The sequence below is a fragment of the Alteromonas sp. R7 genome (assembly GCF_055755235.1).
The window spans coordinates 213,322-231,085 of the sequence record NZ_JBVTQX010000001.1; the positions used below are offsets into that span (position 1 = coordinate 213,322).

The window sequence follows — 17,764 nt, forward strand, 5'->3', positions numbered from 1 at the left end:
TTATTTTTTCTCACCTGAATATTTTTTAATCTTTTTTACACGCCTAATCATACACTTCCTAAAAACACTGTATATCCAACCAGTTTAAACCCAGTGTTTATGCGGCCTTCACGCCTTTTTTCTACTTGACAGTGGGGATCATTGATACCTAAACTGTATCTCAGTGGGTAAATGTGGCGAATTGTGGATCAAATCATCATCACTTTGCAGATTAGTACTCAAAAAACAAGAAAACCAAGAGCAAATAATAAAAGGCTAGGGGAATGTTCCGCGGCGCTAACGCAATCAATCTGGATACAAAAGGCAGACTGGCTATACCGACGAAGTATCGTCAGTCGCTGCTGGATGATTGTCAGGGACAACTGGTCTGCACAGTCGATACACAACAAAGTTGTTTGCTACTTTACCCACTTCCCGAATGGGAAGAGATTGAGCTTAAACTCTCTAAACTTTCAAGCATGATCCCAGCCGAGCGTCGCTTGCAGCGATTGCTACTAGGTTATGCTTCTGAAGGTGAGATGGATAAAAGCGGGCGCATTCTTGTTCCTACTCCACTGCGAAGTTTCGCAAAACTCTCAAAAGAAGTCATGTTAGTTGGTCAGTTAAACAAATTCGAAATTTGGGATGCCGATATTTGGGCACAACAAGTTGAAGCTGATATAGACACCGAACGCAAAGGCGAATTTGAACTTACCGAACGATTACAGGACTTTTCTCTATGACGCAGCCTAGCGAATTTAAACATATTTCAGTATTGCTTGATGAATGCATTGAAGCCCTAGCGATTAAACCGAACGGTATCTACATTGACGCCACTTTCGGCCGTGGGGGGCACTCAGCACATATTTTGGATGCATTGGGCGAACACGGGCGTCTCATCGCCTTTGACCGTGATCCGCAAGCAATCAAAGCGGCAGAACGTTTCGCCGATGATAAGCGTTTTAGCATTATCCACTCACCATTTGGTGATATGGCAGAAGAAATCGAAGCGCTGGGACTAACCGGTAAGATTGACGGTGTGCTTATGGATTTGGGGGTATCTTCACCTCAGCTAGATGATGCCGAGCGTGGTTTTAGCTTCCTTCGTGACGGCCCGCTGGATATGCGTATGGACACCTCACGTGGACAAAGTGCTGCAGACTGGTTGGCTAACGCCGAAGAACAAGACATTACGCAGGTTATTAAAGAGTTTGGCGAAGAGAAGTTCGGCAAACGCATAGCCCATGCCATTGTAAACACGCGCAAAGAAACACCCATTACGCGCACAGCTCAGCTAGCCAAAATTATCGACGAAGCGGTTCCTGTAAAGGATAAGTTTAAACATCCGGCAACCCGTGCATTCCAAGGTATTCGCATTTATATCAATGCGGAACTTGAGCAACTTCGTGTTGGCCTTAAAGCCGCGACACAGGTGTTGGCGAAAGAAGGACGTCTTGCCGTTATTTCGTTTCACTCTCTTGAAGACCGTTTAGTAAAACGCTTCATTAAGGATCAAAGTAAAGGGAAATCAGTACCGCACAACTTACCGATTACTCAGGCTGAAATAGATGCAGATAAAGTGTTAAAAGCCTTGGGCAAAGCGATAAAACCTTCAGAACAGGAGATTGCGAACAACGTTCGCTCTCGCAGTTCGGTATTACGTGTGGCAGAAAAGTTATGACCAAAGTCGCGCCAGACAAGGCCAGCACTAATTTTAAATTACTGCTAATAATTGTTTCAGATTTGACCCGCAACAAGTTGCGGGTTTTGTTGTATTTAATGGTTATCACAAGTGCCATGGCAGTGACACTAAGCAGTCATCACAACAGACAGCAGGTCATTGCCCTTGAAGACCTTATGCAAGAGAAAGATGAGCTTGATGTCGAGTGGCGTAACCTCGTGCTTGAGCAACGCGCGTTGACCGAGCATAACCGCATAGAAAACCTAGTTGAAAAACAGTTAGAAATGTACCGTCCAACCGCAGACGATGAAGTAGTGGTGAAGTTAAAATGAGTACAACAGCACTTTCTCGCCAACGTAAAAAAACCGGTGCAAAACAAAATGTAACGCCAAGCCTAGTGCACTGGCGCTTTGTCGTTGTGCTTGTTGTTATTATGCTAGTTTTCAGCGTGCTAGCCGCCCGTGCAGCCTATATTCAAGTTATTGAGCCAGACGAGCTAATTCAACAGGGCGACAACCGCACACTAAGAACCCGTGACATGCCAACCTATCGCGGGCTCATTACCGATAGAAATGGTGTTGAGCTGGCGGTGAGTGTGCCTGTTCGGGCCATCTACGCAGACCCTAAGGTTATCCATGAAAACAACGGCTTCGAGGAAGAGCGCCGTTGGGAAGCGCTGGCAGATGTACTGCGCCAAGACGTCAATGAACTCAAAGAAAAAGTGGCAAACCCCAAACGCCGCTTTGTTTACTTGCAGCGTCAGGTGTCGCCTGCCATGGCAGAGTACGTTGATAAACTGGACATTCCAGGCATTTATCTTCGCCGTGAAAGCCGCCGCTACTATCCTACAGGTGAAGTTTCAGCGCAGTTAATCGGCGTAACCGATGTTGACGACACGGGCGTTGAAGGCTTGGAACGCATGTATAACGAGTGGCTAACGGGCACGCCGGGTTCTCGTAAAATACGCCGCGATGCGAAAGGCCGTCAGGTAGAGATCTTAGAAACAAAATCAGGCGAAAAAGCCGGCGACCTGCAGCTGACTATTGATCAGCGTATTCAGGCACTTGCTTATAAAGAAATTAAAGAAGCCATGATTTATTACCAATCAAGCTCGGCTTCCGCCATTGTCATCGATGTAAAAAGCGGTGATGTGTTAGCCATGGTGAATGCACCGTCATTCAATCCGAATGACAGAAGCGATATTTCTGCGCACAGAATGCGTAACAGGGTTATTACCGATGCGTTCGAACCAGGCTCGGCGCTAAAACCGCTGGCCGTCCTTACTGCATTAGAGTTCGGTGAAGTGGAGCCCGAAGACTCAGTAAACACTCATCCAGGATGGATGCGATTAGGCGGCAGCCTAGTAAAAGATTCGCGCAACTACGGCGAACTAACGCTAGAAGAAATTATTCAGCATTCCTCAAATATGGGGACGTCGAAGCTGGCGCTTTCTGTGCCTAAACAGTTCCTGCTGGATACCTATTACAATATGGGCTTAATGAGCGATACCGGGCTTAATATGGCGGGTGAGAGTAGCGGTATCTTTCATGAGCGCAGCCGCTGGTCTGAATTTGAGCTAGCCACGCTGTCATTTGGATACGGCATTTCGGTTACCACTGCACAGTTGGGGCGTCTTTACGCAACGTTGGCGAACGGCGGTATTAAAACACCGCTTAATGTCATCAAGTCGCCAGAGCAACCTTCATGGCAGGCTCAATCTGAGCGGGTGATCAGCGAAGAAAACGCTAACGCTATTGTTCAAATGATGGAAAGCGTAACCCAGCGTGGCGGCACAGCAACAAAAGCGTCGGTACCAGGTTATCGCGTTGCTGGGAAAACAGGAACAAGCCGAAAAGCGGTGGCTGGCGGGTACGGCGAAGAGTACGTCAACATTTTCGCCGGTATCGCACCTGTGTCTGACCCCAGGCTAGTAACTATTGTATTGATCAACGAACCTGGCGGTGATTTGTATCACGCGGGGGATACCGCTGCACCTGTCTTTTCATCAATTATGGGTGGCGCACTGCACATGTTAAACGTTACGCCCGATGACAAGCAGGTTACATCTAGCCGCTTATTGAAAGGAGGTCAAAGTGGTAGTTAGTGCCTTTATTCAAAGTATAAAAGCTTTATTGGCGAAATTTGGTGTAGACGCCCCAGATATCCGCATTGAAGGTTTAACGCTAGACAGCCGAGAAGTGAATACACGCTTAGCGTTCTTGGCAATTAAGGGCCACGAACGCGATGGTCGAGATTTTATACCCCAGGCAATAAGTTTAGGGGCCCGTGTAATTCTGGCGCAAACTGAAGACAGTAGTGCCCATGGTCAGATGGAAATGCGTGACCACAGCGTCATTATCTCGCTGTATGAATTACCACAAATGCTCTCTGCATTAGCTGCTGCATTTTACGACTACCCTGCTCAGAAAATGACGACGGTAGCAGTGACAGGGACAAACGGAAAAACCTCTACAGTTCAATTGCTTACCCAGCTTAAGGATGCGTTAGGTACACGTAGTGCAAGCATCGGAACTCTAGGGAGCAGTGTGTTTGAAGGCGATGAAACCCAGTGGTCGAACACGCCGGCAGCAAACACTACGCCCGATGCCATACGTATGCAGTATTTGTTGGCAGACTTTGTGCAAAGTGAAGTGCGCCATACGGCCTTCGAAGCAAGTTCTCACGCATTGGTTCAAGGTCGGCTTGGTACAGTAAAAACCGATATCGCTGTTTTCACCAACCTTACTCGAGATCATCTCGATTACCACGGCACCATGGAAGAGTACGGCAAAGCCAAGCGCTTGCTGCTTCAGCAGCCAGGTTTAAAGGCTGTTGTATTAAACGCTAATGATGATGAAAGTAAGAAGTGGGATGGTGCAGCAGATAAGTCGATTACACGCATCTGGACAGGTATAGACGAAAGTGGTCTGGATGGAAGCGGTGAAAGTGAGTGCTTGCGAGAGCATAACAATCCTCAAAGTCGCCATTGTTTCGCCACAAATGCTTCTTATCATGCAGGTGGATGTAGCTTTGAACTGGTGAGTTCGTGGGGAAGCGCTGCTATTTCGCTGCCACTATTCGGAAAGTTCAATATCAGTAATGTATTGAGTGCTATAGGTACGTTACTCGCTGAAGGTGAGCGTTTTGATGACGTTGTTAACGCGGTAAATGCGATCACGCCTGTACCCGGGCGAATGGAAATTTTCTCTGTAACGGGTGCCGCTAACTTGGTGGTGGACTACGCGCATACACCAGACGCTCTGGAGAAAGTGCTGTTAAGCGCCAAATTTCATACAACGGGCAAAGTGTGGTGTGTGTTTGGCTGTGGCGGGGACAGAGACAAAGGCAAGCGACCGTTAATGGGGCAGGCTGCCGAGGTTGGTGCTGACGCTATTGTGATCACCACAGATAACAGTCGCAGTGAAAGCCCTGAATCTATCGCCGAGGATATCATGGCGGGTTTGAAAAACCGTGAGCTGGCAGTGTCTATTCCCGATCGCGAGCAAGCTATTCGTCATTGCCTTGAGCATGCGCATGAAAGCGACATCATCATCGTGGCCGGAAAAGGCCATGAAGATTACCAAATTATCGGTGACAAAAAGACTAACTATAACGAACGTGTAGTTGTGGCGCGACTGCAACAGGAGTACAGCAAATGATAACAACAACGCTGTCATGGATAGCCGAAAAGGTTAATGGGAAATTATTAAAAGGCGCTGCTGACGTTGAAGTGTCTGCAGTAAGTACCGATACCCGCACCCTAGAAGATGGCGCAGTTTACTTGGCCTTGAAAGGTCCGAATTTTAACGGCCATGATTTTATTTCAACGGCAGAGAAAGCGGGAGCAAGTGCGGTTATTGCCAGTGAAGACGTAGCAACCTCGTTACCTGTCATCATGGTTGAAGATACCAAAGAAGCACTTGGTCTATTAGGTGCGGCAGTAAAAGCTTATGTGGCGCCAAAAACCATTGCGATTACCGGAAGCAGTGGCAAAACCACCGTGAAGGAAATGTGTGCCGCTATTTTGGAGCGAAGAGGCAATGTATTAGCCACAAACGGTAACTTCAATAATGATATCGGTGTGCCGCTAACCCTTCTACGCCTGGAGCCTCAGCATGAATATGCAGTGATGGAGTTAGGCGCAAATCACATTGGTGAAATCGCCTATACCACGAACCTTGTTAAGCCGGACGTCGCGACTATCGTAAACGCCGCCGCTTCTCACTTAGAAGGCTTTGGCAGTTTGCTAGGCGTGGCGCGCGCCAAAAGTGAAATTTTTAAAGGCTTGGGCAGTGACGGTGTGGCGGTAGTCAATGTTGATAGTCAGTTTGCTGAATTTTGGCAGGGCAAACTTAAACAGACCAAAACGCTAACGTTTTCGCCCCAGCAGAAAAACGATGCTGACTTTAGAGCAGAAGATATCACCATTGGGCTAGATGGGTGCGCCGCATTCCACTTGGTTTGCCCGCGAGGAGATATGTCTATTCAGCTTACTATTCCTGGCGTTCACAACGTGGGGAATGCCCTTGTCGCTGCGGCATTAACGCTGCAAGTTGGCGCAACATTAGAAAACGTACGCGACGGCTTACTTGCCATGAAGCAGGTCAGCGGGCGCTTGAATGTAAAACAACTCACCGAACAGGTTCGCCTGTTAGATGACACCTACAACGCCAACGTGGCGTCTGTAAATGCGGCAATTGATACGCTAAGTAGCTTTTCAGGCATTCGCGTTCTTGTTCTAGGCGACATGAAAGAGTTGGGTGAAAAGGCGCGTTTTTACCACGAGCAGGTGGGGGAATACGCTAAACAAAAAGGAATTAATTACCTGTATACCATGGGTGTTTTGAGTCAATCAGCCAGTGCTGTGTTTAATGAAAATGGTGGCCATTTCAGCGATGTTGAAAGTTTGTTGGCCGCAATGGAGAGTGATTTGTTAGTGCAGCAGCGCGATATTTCAATTTTAGTTAAAGGTTCACGCAGTTCCAGAATGGAACGTGTGGTAGAGGCGGTAGAGGCCTCTGCGCTGGGAAAGCACGATAGCCGTCGGGAGCGAATAGCATGTTAATTTGGCTAGCCGACTGGCTGACACAATTCGATTCAGGGTTTAACGTATTTTCATACCTTACCCTTCGTGCAATTTTAAGCACGCTGACCGCATTGCTTATTGCCATTCTTATTGGCCCTAAGATGATTCGTTATTTACAGCGTATGCAAATTGGTCAAACCGTACGTGACGATGGCCCGCAAAGCCATTTGTCAAAATCAGGCACACCCACTATGGGCGGGTTACTTATACTCGCAGCAATTGTAGTAAGCGGCCTGCTTTGGGCTGACCTGACTAACCGTTATGTTTTGGTAACCCTTACCGTGGTTGTGGCCTACGGTATTATTGGGTTTGTTGACGACTACAGAAAAGTGATCCGCAAAGATTCGAAGGGGCTTATCGCCCGTTGGAAATATTTCTGGCAATCTGTGGTTGCGTTAGGCGTCGCATTCTATCTATACAGCAGTGCAACAATAAGCGCTGAAACCTCACTACTGGTGCCTTTCTTCAAAGAAGTGTTCCCGCAGTTAGGTGCGTTCTTCATCATTATTACCTACTTTGCCATTGTAGGCACAAGTAACGCGGTAAACCTTACCGATGGATTGGATGGGCTTGCCATTGTGCCCACTATATTGGTGGCAGGCGCATTTGCCATTTTCGCCTATGTGACAGGTAATGCGAACTTTGCTGAATACCTGAATATTCCTCATATTCCGCTTACCAGCGAACTGGTGATTGTGTGTACCGCCATGGTCGGTGCAGGCTTAGGCTTTTTATGGTTTAACACGTATCCGGCACAAGTATTTATGGGTGACGTTGGCTCACTAGCGCTAGGCGGCACACTAGGTGTGTTAGCTGTATTAGTGCGCCAAGAACTCGTGTTAATCATCATGGGTGGTGTTTTTGTTATGGAAACCCTGTCGGTCATCCTTCAGGTAGGTTCTTACAAATTGCGTGGCCAGCGTATTTTTCGTATGGCGCCTATTCACCATCACTATGAATTGAAGGGCTGGCCAGAGCCGCGCGTAATAGTGCGTTTTTGGATCATTTCAATCATTTTGGTGTTGGTGGGTCTTGCTACCCTCAAACTTAGATAAGCGGTAAAGAGATAAATCGTAATGTCGTATAACGTACGTGAGCATAGTTATGTAGTCGGTGGCCTAGGTGTTACAGGTCAGGCTTGCGTGCGCTTTTTGTTGCAAAAGCAGGCAACGGTTAAAGCATTTGATACCCGTGCTAATTTTACTCTAGTTACCGACCCTGATTCTGATATTGATACTGACATGCAAGCGTTTATGGCGGAGAAGGTCACTTGCACTGCTCTAAGCGAAGATTACTTTGATGGTGTAGACACCTTGGTGTTAAGCCCGGGGCTTGCTCTGAATATTGAACAAGTGGTTTTAGCGCAAAAGTGTGGTGTTGAGGTGATCGGCGACGTGGAATTGTTTGCCCGATTAAATGCCTCCACGAGTGATGCTACGCCAGCTAAGCGCGTAGTAGGTATAACCGGCTCTAACGGTAAAACCACGGTTACTTTATTAGTGAACCATCTGCTCAAAAGCTGCGGCGTAAAAAGTATTGAAGCGGGTAACGTAGGTCGCCCTGTGCTTGAAGCGCTTCAAAGTGATGCAGACGTAGTGGTGATGGAGTTATCAAGTTTTCAACTTGAAACAACGTCTAGCTTGGTGCTCGAAGCTGCTACTGTCCTTAATATTTCCGATGATCACCTTGACCGTCACGGTACCCTTGAAGCCTATATCGATGCCAAGCATCGCATTTTTGATAACGCGAAATCTGCGATTGTATGGCGAGACGGTGAGTTTGTAGCGCCAGACGAGCAGATTATTGCTGACGCTAAGGGTAATGCTGCATTAAATGCAGAATCTGATGGCGTATCTAATGCCATATCTAATGAATCGCTAGCGTCAAAAAGTATCGTTGAATATGGACTGGGAGAATCGACCACAGGATTTGCGATTGCGTCTTTTGGCGGTGAAGGTAGTACGCTTGGCGATGAACAAAGTCTATACATCACGTTTAATGGCGAAAAGCTTATTGCCCTTAGCGATATTCATTTGGCGGGCATGCATAACGTACTAAACATCATGGCTGCATTGGGTATTTGCCTTCAGATAGGTGTTTCGCCAGCGCTCGCGGTTAAACACTTGTACAGTTTTAAATCTGCACCACATCGCTGTGTGGAAATAGCTCGTGTAAACGACATCCGCTATATCGACGATTCTAAAGCAACCAACATTGGCGCCACCGTCGCGGCCCTTGAAGGGTTAGCTCCGACTATACAAGGAAAGCTGATTCTTATTGCAGGTGGTGACGCTAAAGGTGCTGATATAGCCAGCCTCTCGCCTTATCTGACTAAATATGTCTCGCACGTGTTTGCATTGGGCAAAGATGCACACTTGTTTGAAAAGAGTTTTGCGCATACTACTCGTGTGGCAACCATGAAAGACGCCGTAAAAGCAGCAACAAGACTTGCTGCCCCTGGTGACGTTGTGCTGCTTTCGCCTGCGTGTGCAAGTTTAGATATGTTTAAGAACTATATGCATCGCGGTGATGTGTTTAAACAAGATGTACACGACCTACTTAATCTACACAGTAAGAACGACGACGCTGTGGAGGCCACATCATGATTGCTGCCTCTACCAAACTTAGCGCGTTATTTGCCGCGAAGCACGACGGACAACCTTCGGCAACGCACCCCTATGACGTGACGCTTATCTTAATTGCGCTCGCGCTAATGAGTATTGGCATTATTATCGTCACCTCGGCGTCGATGCCGGTGGCCGATAGGCTGCACGACAACCCCTTCTATTTTGCTATTCGCCACGGTATTTACATTGTTGGGGCGATCGTTGCCGCTATGGTAGTGCTGAATTTGCCCATGCAGTTTTGGCGCATGACCAATCCCTATCTTCTGCTCGCGGCCATCGCGCTATTGTTAGCAGTTCTGGTAGTGGGAAGAACTGTAAACGGGAGTACCCGTTGGTTGGCGATTGGGCCTATAACCATTCAAGCTGCCGAGCCTGCTAAGCTCTTTTTCTTTGCCTATTTGGCGGGTTATCTGGTTCGCCGCTACGAAGAAGTGACCGAAAATCTAAAAGGATTTATTAAACCCCTTGTCGTGTTCTTTGCGTTAGCGATGCTATTACTGCTACAGCCAGACTTAGGTACCGTCGTTGTGATGTTTGCAACCACGATTGGCTTGCTGTTTTTAGCGGGTGCACGACTTTGGCAGTTCTTCGCACTGGTGTTTGCAGGCATATTGGCGGTTGTAGCGCTTATCGTGTTTGAAGAATACCGAATGAAACGGGTTACCTCCTTTTTAGACCCTTGGGCTGATCCGTTTGGCGCTGGTTATCAGCTAACCCAGTCTTTGATGGCCTATGGCCGCGGTAACTGGTTTGGGCAAGGCCTAGGCAATAGTTTGCAAAAACTGGAATTCTTACCCGAAGCACACACTGACTTTGTTATGGCCATCTTAGCGGAAGAGTTAGGCTTTGTTGGTGTGCTTGCCGTACTCGGCCTAATTTTGTGGATGGTGTTGCGTGCGCTGAGCATTGGAAATAAGGCACTTGAAAAAGGGCGAGCGTTTGATGGTTACATGGCTTACAGCATAGGCATCTGGTTCAGTTTCCAAACTGCGGTAAATATTGGTGCAAGCGCGGGTATCCTGCCAACCAAAGGGTTAACACTGCCGTTAGTTAGTTACGGCGGCTCGTCACTTATCATCATGTCAGTAGCAGTAGCCATATTACTTCGTATCGATTTTGAATTACGGGTTGATGGCGTACAGGCGATTGGCCGGGGCGACAGTAAATCCGGTAAGAGCAAGGCCCGCCGTAAAAAGCCTATTCCTACAAGCACGTCGCAAACTAAAGCGTCACAAGTTGAAGGTGAGGCAAGTGTAGAGAGCGGAGCCGATGAAGCGGATTTTTCTACAGCGACGGTTGAAGCTAAACCTAGCGCCAAAACATCAAGTGCAGAAGATGAAGGAAAAGCTGGCATTAAAGCTATACTCGCGCGGGTAGCGCAGGAGGCTGATAATGGCTAAGCGTTGCTTAATTATGGCTGGCGGTACGGGCGGGCATGTTTTCCCAGGCCTTGCAGTGGCAAACGCGCTTCGAAAGGAAGGTTGGGACATTCATTGGCTAGGCACCGCCGAGCGGATGGAAGCGCAAGTTGTGCCTAAGCACGACATACCTATTCACTTTATTCCGGTAAAAGGGCTTCGTGGTAAAGGAATAGCAGCACGCTTCGAAGGTGCTGTTGCGTTAGTTAAAAGCTTATTTTCTGCAAGGCGAATTATAAAGCGCCTTCAACCTGATATCGTTGTTGGGTTTGGCGGTTACGCTAGCGGCCCTGGTGGGGTTGCTGCAAAAAGCTTAGGTATTCCCGTTATTGTGCATGAACAAAATGCAGCGGCAGGCATGACCAATAAGCTTCTTAGTAAATTCGCAAGTCGCGTGCTTCTGGGCTTTGACGATGCCAAAGAACAATTTTCAGGTGGCGCTACTAAGGTGCATACTGTGGGCAATCCTGTTCGTGATGAAATTTGGCAGGTGAAGCCCAAATCTGTAGACATTGACGCAGACGCTAATACTAACAATCTTGAAAACCCTCTTGGAAACACCAGTGGGTACAAGAAAGGTTTAAATATGCTTGTGGTTGGCGGAAGTTTAGGCGCTCAAATACTGAATGAAACTGTGCCTGAAACATGCGGTGTATTGGAAAGCTTATCGATAAAGCACCAGTGCGGAAAAGGTAACAGTGAAGGTGTTTCGCAGGCATATATGTCGGTGGGCGCAGATATGTCGAAAATCGATGTCAGTGACTTTATTGATGACATGGCCGCAGCTTATGAATGGGCAGACTTTGTTGTCTGTAGAGCCGGTGCGCTTACGGTAAGTGAAGTTGCAGCTGCCGGACGCGCAGCGATTTTCGTACCGCTACCTTTTGCGGTTGACGATCACCAAACAAAAAATGCGCAGTCGTTAGTTAAGCAAAATGCGGCACTGATGATTGCTCAATCTGTATTAAAAGAAAATTTAGGGCAGGCGGTGCGTCAGTGGTTACAACACCCTGAAGGCTGCTTAAAGATGGGTGCTGTTGCGAAAACATGTGCAAGCACTCATGCCACGGAAAATGTAGTAAGCCACGTTAAAAGCGTGGTAGGAGTAGGGGACTAATGGTTTTTAAAACCCCATTTGAAAGCCCGCAAATGCGCAGGGTTAAAAATATATTCTTTATTGGTATCGGCGGTGCCGGTATGGGTGGTATTGCCGAAGTATTATTAAACGAAGGTTATGCTATTGCTGGCTCTGACATTCAAGAAGGGCCAATGACACAGCGGCTAAGCGAATTAGGTGCTGATGTGAAAATAGGCCACCGTGCGGAAAATGTTGAAGGCATGGACGTTATTGTGGTGTCTAGCGCCATCAACGAGCAAAACCCAGAGATTATCGTGGCTCGTGAAAAGCGCATTCCGATTATTCGCCGTGCAGAAATGCTGGCAGAATTGATGCGATTCCGCCACGGTATTGCGGTGGCGGGTACCCACGGCAAAACTACCACAACCAGTTTAATTTCAACGATTTTCGCAGAAGCGGAGTATGACCCTACGTTTGTTATCGGCGGTTTGCTTAACAGTGCTGGTACAAATGCGCGTTTGGGTAAAAGCCGTTATCTTATAGCAGAGGCTGACGAGAGCGATGCGTCCTTCCTTCACTTGCAGCCGATGGTTTCCGTGGTGACCAATATTGAAGCCGACCATATGGATACTTATGGTGGCGATTTCTCAAAGGTGAAAGATACCTTTGTTGATTTCTTGTCGAACCTACCCTTTTACGGGCAGGCCATCGTGTGCGGTGACGATGCAAATATTCAAGAGATTCGCCCTCGTATAGGCCGAAGTATTCTGACCTACGGTTTTGAATCTCACAATGACTATCGCGCAGAAAATGTTTCACTGTCATTCGGTAAAGCGAATTTTACGGTTATTCGCCCAGAACGCGAACCGTTAGATATAACGCTGAACCTCACCGGTAACCACAATGTGCTTAATGCGCTTGCTGCTATCGCTGTAGCAACGGATGAAGGTGTAGATGACGACGCTATCATTCGCGCACTAGCTAGTTTTGGCGGCATAGGTCGTCGTTTCGAGCAGCTAGGTACGTTTACTACCAGTAAGGGCGAGGTGTGTTTAGTCGATGACTATGGTCACCACCCAACCGAAGTAAGGGCGACTATCGCTGCGGCTCGTGCAAACTGGCCTGATAAGCGCTTGGTTATGGTTTACCAGCCACATCGCTTTACGCGCACCCGCGACCTTTACGAAGACTTTGTTGAGGTACTGTCGAGCGTTGATGCACTGTTGCTTCTTGATGTATATGCTGCCAGTGAACAACCTATTGAAGGTGCTGACAGTAAAGCGCTATGCCGTTCCATTCGTCAGCGCGGTCAAATAGAGCCTGTGTACGTAGGTGACAAAGACGCCTTACCAGCTATTTTGGCGAATATCATGCAAGATGGCGACATCGTTATGACCCAAGGGGCGGGCAACATCGGACAAATTGCTAAGCTCTTAGCTCGTCACGCGCTAGAGCCGATCACACTTGCAAAGGAAGGGGAATAAGATGTTTACACCTTCAGTAAGTATTCACTCACAGAAAACCCACTCGCCGAACGAGTATGGCAAAGTAGCTGTGCTGCTCGGCGGTGACTCTGCTGAACGGGAAGTATCACTTAATTCGGGCAATGCGGTGTTAAATGCATTGTTACGACAAGGCGTAGATGCGTTTGCGTTTGACCCAGCAGAGCGACCTCTGACCGACCTTATCGACCTTAACGTCGATAGAGCGCTCATTATGCTGCACGGTCGCGGTGGTGAAGATGGCTCTATGCAAGGAGCCCTTCAATTCCTAAAAATCCCCTACACGGGAAGCCGAGTTTTAGGTTCTGCGCTGGCAATGGACAAAATTCATACTAAGCAAGTGTGGCAAAGTTTAGGCTTACCCACTGCAAAATATGAAATTGCTGATAAAAGGCACTTTGAAGCTGGTAAGTGCAGCGCTATAATGGATAAATTGGGGAATGAAGTCATGGTAAAACCGGCCAGAGAAGGGTCGAGTATTGGCATGGCGAGAGTGACAAGCGCTAAACAGCTCGAAACTGCCATTCAGGACGCCTTTAAATACGATAATCAAGTCCTGTTAGAGCAGTATATAGATGGCCCCGAATTCACTGTTTCTGTATTGCAGGGACAGGCGTTGCCGTCTATTCGCATGTCTACTCCACATACATTCTATGATTATGCTGCGAAATATCAGGATAATACAACAGAATACTATTGCCCAAGCGGCTTGTCTGAAGAGCAAGAAGCACAGCTAGCAAAACTAGCATCCCGTGCTTTTGATGCTATTTCTGGCAGCGGCTGGGGTAGAATTGACGTTATGCAGGACAACCAAAGGCAGTTTTATTTGCTAGAGGCGAACACAGTGCCTGGCATGACAGAAAAAAGTTTGGTGCCTAAGGCAGCCAAAGTTGCAGGATTAACTTTTGATGAACTGGTATTAAGTATTCTTTCTACCAGTTTTGATGACGTTGCAAACAAGGCGTAAACGTGGCAGATACCAATACTAATCAAGGTAAGCCCGCTTCTGCAAAGAGCGGCAAAAGTAAAACGGCAGTGTGGGGCGGCGTCGCTTTCTTACTGTTTGTTATTGCAGGATTAGTGTTTGGTGGGCTTAAAGCAAATCAGTATTTGCAGGATGAACAGCAAATGCCGGTACAGGTTATCGATTTTTCTGGTGATTATCAGCACATCGATATTACCAAGCTAGAGCGGTTAATACGCAAGGCGCAGCCTGGAAGCTTTTTCGCGCTTGACGTCAACGAAGTATTTGAGCTTGTTGAAGCGCAGCCTTGGGTTTATCGCGCGTCAGTAAGAAAGAAGTGGCCAAATACGTTAAAAATCTATTTGGTTGAGCAGCAGCCAGTTGCGCAATGGAATGAAGATTTGTTGTTAAACCCTTATGGCGATACGTTTAACGACGAAGGCGTGAAGTTAGACTTACCGCGCCTTTACGGCCCGGGTGGCAGCGAAAAAACCGCCCTTGAAGGCTACAACGCCATGCACGCGTTGATTGCGACGACGGATATGACGTTAGACGAGCTATCCTTAAGCGAGCGATTTGCATGGCAAGTGCAGTTGAAAAACGGCATTAAATTGAATTTAGGACGTCAGGAGTTTATCGATAGGCTACAACGCTTTATTGATGTTTATCCACTTTTGGCGCAACAAGAGAAGGCGGTGAAATACGTCGACCTTCGCTATGACACGGGCGTAGCAGTCGGATGGAAAGACGACAGCGCCACAGATGAAGAGAGTTAAGGAAACCATGTCAAAACCTGCTGAACGCAATTTGATTGTAGGACTAGATATCGGCACCAGCCAAGTAAAAGCTGTTGTGGGTGAATTACTAGAAGATGATCAAATCAGTATTGTTGGCGTGGGCACCCATGCATCGAAAGGCATGGATAAGGGCGGCGTTAACGATTTGAACCTAGTGGTGAAATCGGTCCAGCGTGCAGTAAACGAGATGGAGTTAATGGCAGATTGCCGTGTGTCTTCAGTTTTTATGTCTATCTCGGGACGACACGTTAAGTGCCAAAATGAAAATGGCATGGTACCGATTAACAATCAGGAAGTAACACAAGAAGATGTAGATAACGTTATTCATGCAGCGCGCAGTGTGCCAATTGCAGCGGAACGTCGTCTACTACACGTGTTACCACAAGAATTTACTATTGATGTGCAGGAAGGGATTAAGAACCCTATTGGCATGTCGGGAGTAAGAATGGAAGCGGATGCTCACATTATTACCTGTGCCGACGATATGGCGAAAAACATGGTGAAATGTGTTGAGCGTTGTGAACTTAATGCCGATCAGCTGATCTTTTCAGCGTTGGCATCAAGTTATGCGGTACTGACTGACGACGAGCGCGAGCTTGGCGTGTGTGTGGTTGATATCGGCGGTGGTACTATGGATATGGTTATCTACACCGATGGCGCTATTCGCCACACGGCGGTAATACCGGTTGCGGGTAATCAAATTACCAGCGACATTGCTAAAATATTTAGAACGCCTATTAGCAATGCAGAAGAAATTAAGGTGAATTACGCCTGTGCATTGAAGGATATGGTGAGTATGGAAGACAGCATTGAAGTGCCTAGTGTGGGCGGACGCCCAGCTAGAGTGATGTCTCGCCATACGTTAGCTGAGGTGATTGAACCTCGCTATCAAGAGCTTTTTGAGCTGGTACATGATGAAATTCGTGCCAGCGGTCTGGAAGAGCAAATCGCTGCAGGCCTTGTGCTTACAGGCGGTACCGCTAAGATGGAAGGTGCCGTGGAATTTGCCGAAGAACTTTTCCAGATGCCCGTGCGCGTGGGCAAACCCATCAACGTAAAAGGCTTGTCCGAATATGTTGATGACGCTGGATTTGCGACAGTCGTAGGACTGCTGCAATATGGCAAAGTACAATCTGACAATAAGAAGTCCAGTACGCAGAAGACCGGTGAAAGCTTATTTCATCGAGTGCAAAGCTGGTTTAAAGGTGAATTTTAATTTTATTTTGGGGGCGCTATAGCTACGGCATCAAGGCTAGCAGGAAGCAATTAGCCTAAGGGAATGACCTGGCGTAGTGTTTAAAAGACGTACAACCGGAGAGTAAGTATGTTCGAATTAATGGATAGTCACGGCGAAGAAGCCGTAATCAAAGTCATCGGTGTCGGTGGCGGCGGCGGCAATGCCGTTGAGCACATGGTGTCTCAAAGCATTGAAGGCGTAGAATTTATTGCAGTTAACACCGATGCACAGGTGCTTCGCAGCTCAAGTGCAGACGTTACACTTCAAATTGGCTCAAGTGTAACAAAAGGGTTAGGTGCGGGTGCTGATCCGAACATTGGTCGAGAAGCAGCACAAGAAGACAGAGAAACCATTCGTCAGGCGCTAGACGGTGCTGATATGGTTTTCATCACTGCCGGTATGGGCGGTGGTACAGGAACGGGCGCAGCGCCAGAAGTGGCAAAGATTGCTCGCGAAATGGGCATCCTTACGGTAGCGGTAGTTACTAAGCCATTCCCATTTGAAGGTAAAAAACGCACCTCGTTTGCGGAACAGGGCATTGTTGAGTTGTCTAACAACGTTGACTCGCTAATTACCATTCCTAATGAAAAGTTGTTAAAAGTAATGGGTCCAGGCACGCCGCTTCTTCAAGCGTTTAGCGCTGCAAATGACGTATTACGCGGTGCAGTTCAAGGTATTGCCGAACTGATTACCCGTCCTGGTCTAATCAACGTTGACTTCGCAGACGTACGTACCGTTATGTCTGAGATGGGTAAAGCGATGATGGGTAGTGGCGCTGCAAGCGGTCCAGACCGTGCTGAAGAAGCTGCTGAAGCCGCGATTGCCAGCCCGCTTCTTGAAGATATCGATTTGTCAGGCGCGCGCGGTATTCTTGTGAATATCACTGCGGGTCCAGATTTCGCCATCGACGAGTTTGAGACTGTTGGTAACGCCGTTAAAGCGTTTGCTTCAGAGAACGCCACGGTGGTTGTGGGTACAGTAATCGATATGGAAATGACAGACGAGCTTCGCGTAACGGTTGTTGCAACCGGTATTGGCGCAGAGCGCAAGCCTGACATTTCGCTAGTAAGCTCTGAAGGCTCTCGTCTAACACAGCCTGCAAAAGAATACGGTAACACGCAATCAAGTGAACCACGTTCTGCAGTAGGCGGTACAGAGGGCAATCAGGCGCTGAAGGCCGACGACAGTGCACAGCCAGAAAATGATTTGGAATATTTAGATATTCCTGCATTTCTTCGTAAGCAGGCAGACTAATTTAGCTGCCTGAAACGGAAGGGAATTATTTCGCGTTTGTGATGTCTTACTTAGTAAGGTGTACATACACGACGTGAAAGATTCGCGTGAATGGATTAACAAAATACGTAATCTGACAGAGTAAAATCCGTCAGATCGGGT

15 protein-coding genes are annotated in these 17,764 nt (G+C 47.6%); all 15 read left to right on the forward strand.

All coding sequences use genetic code 11. From position 1 onward, the window contains the following. The first annotated feature begins 263 nt into the window (after positions 1–263). On the forward strand, positions 264–722 hold the full coding sequence (mraZ, locus tag AC0J2X_RS00945) for a division/cell wall cluster transcriptional repressor MraZ (protein ID WP_012519465.1): 459 nt from the start codon (positions 264–266) through the stop codon (positions 720–722). Beyond that, positions 719–1,660 carry a 16S rRNA (cytosine(1402)-N(4))-methyltransferase RsmH gene (gene rsmH / locus AC0J2X_RS00950; protein ID WP_014950437.1) on the forward strand — a complete coding sequence of 314 codons (942 nt, stop codon included), beginning with the start codon at positions 719–721 and terminating at the stop codon, positions 1,658–1,660. The genes mraZ and rsmH overlap by 4 nt, the downstream gene beginning before the upstream one ends. Further along, a complete protein-coding gene (gene ftsL, locus AC0J2X_RS00955; RefSeq protein WP_069944769.1) occupies positions 1,657–1,992 on the forward strand; it encodes a cell division protein FtsL in 336 nt (111 codons plus the stop codon). Before rsmH ends, ftsL begins: the two co-directional genes overlap by 4 nt. Continuing rightward, on the forward strand, positions 1,989–3,764 hold the full coding sequence (locus tag AC0J2X_RS00960; RefSeq protein WP_014977227.1) for a peptidoglycan glycosyltransferase FtsI: 1,776 nt from the start codon (positions 1,989–1,991) through the stop codon (positions 3,762–3,764). Before ftsL ends, AC0J2X_RS00960 begins: the two co-directional genes overlap by 4 nt. Continuing rightward, positions 3,754–5,319, forward strand: a complete 1,566-nt coding sequence (locus AC0J2X_RS00965) for a UDP-N-acetylmuramoyl-L-alanyl-D-glutamate--2,6-diaminopimelate ligase (protein WP_472995681.1) — start codon at positions 3,754–3,756, stop codon at positions 5,317–5,319. Before AC0J2X_RS00960 ends, AC0J2X_RS00965 begins: the two co-directional genes overlap by 11 nt. Next, on the forward strand, positions 5,316–6,725 hold the full coding sequence (locus AC0J2X_RS00970) for a UDP-N-acetylmuramoyl-tripeptide--D-alanyl-D-alanine ligase (protein WP_049586053.1): 1,410 nt from the start codon (positions 5,316–5,318) through the stop codon (positions 6,723–6,725). Before AC0J2X_RS00965 ends, AC0J2X_RS00970 begins: the two co-directional genes overlap by 4 nt. Further along, positions 6,719–7,801, forward strand: coding sequence for a phospho-N-acetylmuramoyl-pentapeptide-transferase (gene mraY, locus AC0J2X_RS00975; RefSeq protein ID WP_014950432.1), 1,083 nt, complete (start codon positions 6,719–6,721; stop codon positions 7,799–7,801). Before AC0J2X_RS00970 ends, mraY begins: the two co-directional genes overlap by 7 nt. A 21-nt stretch (positions 7,802–7,822) precedes the next feature. Beyond that, complete coding sequence (murD, locus tag AC0J2X_RS00980; protein ID WP_472995682.1) at positions 7,823–9,352, forward strand: UDP-N-acetylmuramoyl-L-alanine--D-glutamate ligase; 1,530 nt, start codon at positions 7,823–7,825, stop codon at positions 9,350–9,352. Further along, positions 9,349–10,773, forward strand: coding sequence for a cell division protein FtsW (gene ftsW, locus AC0J2X_RS00985; RefSeq protein WP_472995683.1), 1,425 nt, complete (start codon positions 9,349–9,351; stop codon positions 10,771–10,773). Before murD ends, ftsW begins: the two co-directional genes overlap by 4 nt. Then, positions 10,766–11,908 (forward strand): undecaprenyldiphospho-muramoylpentapeptide beta-N-acetylglucosaminyltransferase, encoded by a 1,143-nt coding sequence (gene murG / locus AC0J2X_RS00990; RefSeq protein ID WP_472995684.1) that lies wholly within the window; start codon positions 10,766–10,768, stop codon positions 11,906–11,908. Before ftsW ends, murG begins: the two co-directional genes overlap by 8 nt. After that, entirely contained in the window at positions 11,908–13,353 is a 1,446-nt protein-coding gene (gene murC / locus AC0J2X_RS00995) for a UDP-N-acetylmuramate--L-alanine ligase (RefSeq protein WP_014950428.1), read from the forward strand. Before murG ends, murC begins: the two co-directional genes overlap by 1 nt. A gap of 1 nt (position 13,354) precedes the next feature. Beyond that, positions 13,355–14,338 (forward strand): D-alanine--D-alanine ligase, encoded by a 984-nt coding sequence (locus AC0J2X_RS01000; protein WP_014950427.1) that lies wholly within the window; start codon positions 13,355–13,357, stop codon positions 14,336–14,338. A 2-nt stretch (positions 14,339–14,340) separates the two neighbouring features. Continuing rightward, positions 14,341–15,111 (forward strand): cell division protein FtsQ/DivIB, encoded by a 771-nt coding sequence (locus AC0J2X_RS01005; RefSeq protein ID WP_014977223.1) that lies wholly within the window; start codon positions 14,341–14,343, stop codon positions 15,109–15,111. Between the two features lie 7 nt (positions 15,112–15,118). Beyond that, complete coding sequence (gene ftsA / locus AC0J2X_RS01010; protein WP_014980043.1) at positions 15,119–16,348, forward strand: cell division protein FtsA; 1,230 nt, start codon at positions 15,119–15,121, stop codon at positions 16,346–16,348. Between the two features lie 108 nt (positions 16,349–16,456). Next, positions 16,457–17,623 carry a cell division protein FtsZ gene (gene ftsZ, locus AC0J2X_RS01015; RefSeq protein ID WP_014980042.1) on the forward strand — a complete coding sequence of 389 codons (1,167 nt, stop codon included), beginning with the start codon at positions 16,457–16,459 and terminating at the stop codon, positions 17,621–17,623. Positions 17,624–17,764: the final 141 nt, after the last annotated feature.

What these genes read in the sequence shown, in the direction of transcription:
- mraZ (WP_012519465.1), top strand. Translation starts at nt 264, where the DNA reads ATGTTCCGCGGCGCTAACGCAATCAATCTGGATACAAAAGGCAGACTG.
- rsmH (WP_014950437.1), top strand. Translation starts at nt 719, where the DNA reads ATGACGCAGCCTAGCGAATTTAAACATATTTCAGTATTGCTTGATGAA.
- ftsL (WP_069944769.1), top strand. Translation starts at nt 1,657, where the DNA reads ATGACCAAAGTCGCGCCAGACAAGGCCAGCACTAATTTTAAATTACTG.
- AC0J2X_RS00960 (WP_014977227.1), top strand. Translation starts at nt 1,989, where the DNA reads ATGAGTACAACAGCACTTTCTCGCCAACGTAAAAAAACCGGTGCAAAA.
- AC0J2X_RS00970 (WP_049586053.1), top strand. Translation starts at nt 5,316, where the DNA reads ATGATAACAACAACGCTGTCATGGATAGCCGAAAAGGTTAATGGGAAA.
- mraY (WP_014950432.1), top strand. Translation starts at nt 6,719, where the DNA reads ATGTTAATTTGGCTAGCCGACTGGCTGACACAATTCGATTCAGGGTTT.
- murD (WP_472995682.1), top strand. Translation starts at nt 7,823, where the DNA reads ATGTCGTATAACGTACGTGAGCATAGTTATGTAGTCGGTGGCCTAGGT.
- ftsW (WP_472995683.1), top strand. Translation starts at nt 9,349, where the DNA reads ATGATTGCTGCCTCTACCAAACTTAGCGCGTTATTTGCCGCGAAGCAC.
- murG (WP_472995684.1), top strand. Translation starts at nt 10,766, where the DNA reads ATGGCTAAGCGTTGCTTAATTATGGCTGGCGGTACGGGCGGGCATGTT.
- murC (WP_014950428.1), top strand. Translation starts at nt 11,908, where the DNA reads ATGGTTTTTAAAACCCCATTTGAAAGCCCGCAAATGCGCAGGGTTAAA.
- AC0J2X_RS01000 (WP_014950427.1), top strand. Translation starts at nt 13,355, where the DNA reads ATGTTTACACCTTCAGTAAGTATTCACTCACAGAAAACCCACTCGCCG.
- ftsA (WP_014980043.1), top strand. Translation starts at nt 15,119, where the DNA reads ATGTCAAAACCTGCTGAACGCAATTTGATTGTAGGACTAGATATCGGC.
- ftsZ (WP_014980042.1), top strand. Translation starts at nt 16,457, where the DNA reads ATGTTCGAATTAATGGATAGTCACGGCGAAGAAGCCGTAATCAAAGTC.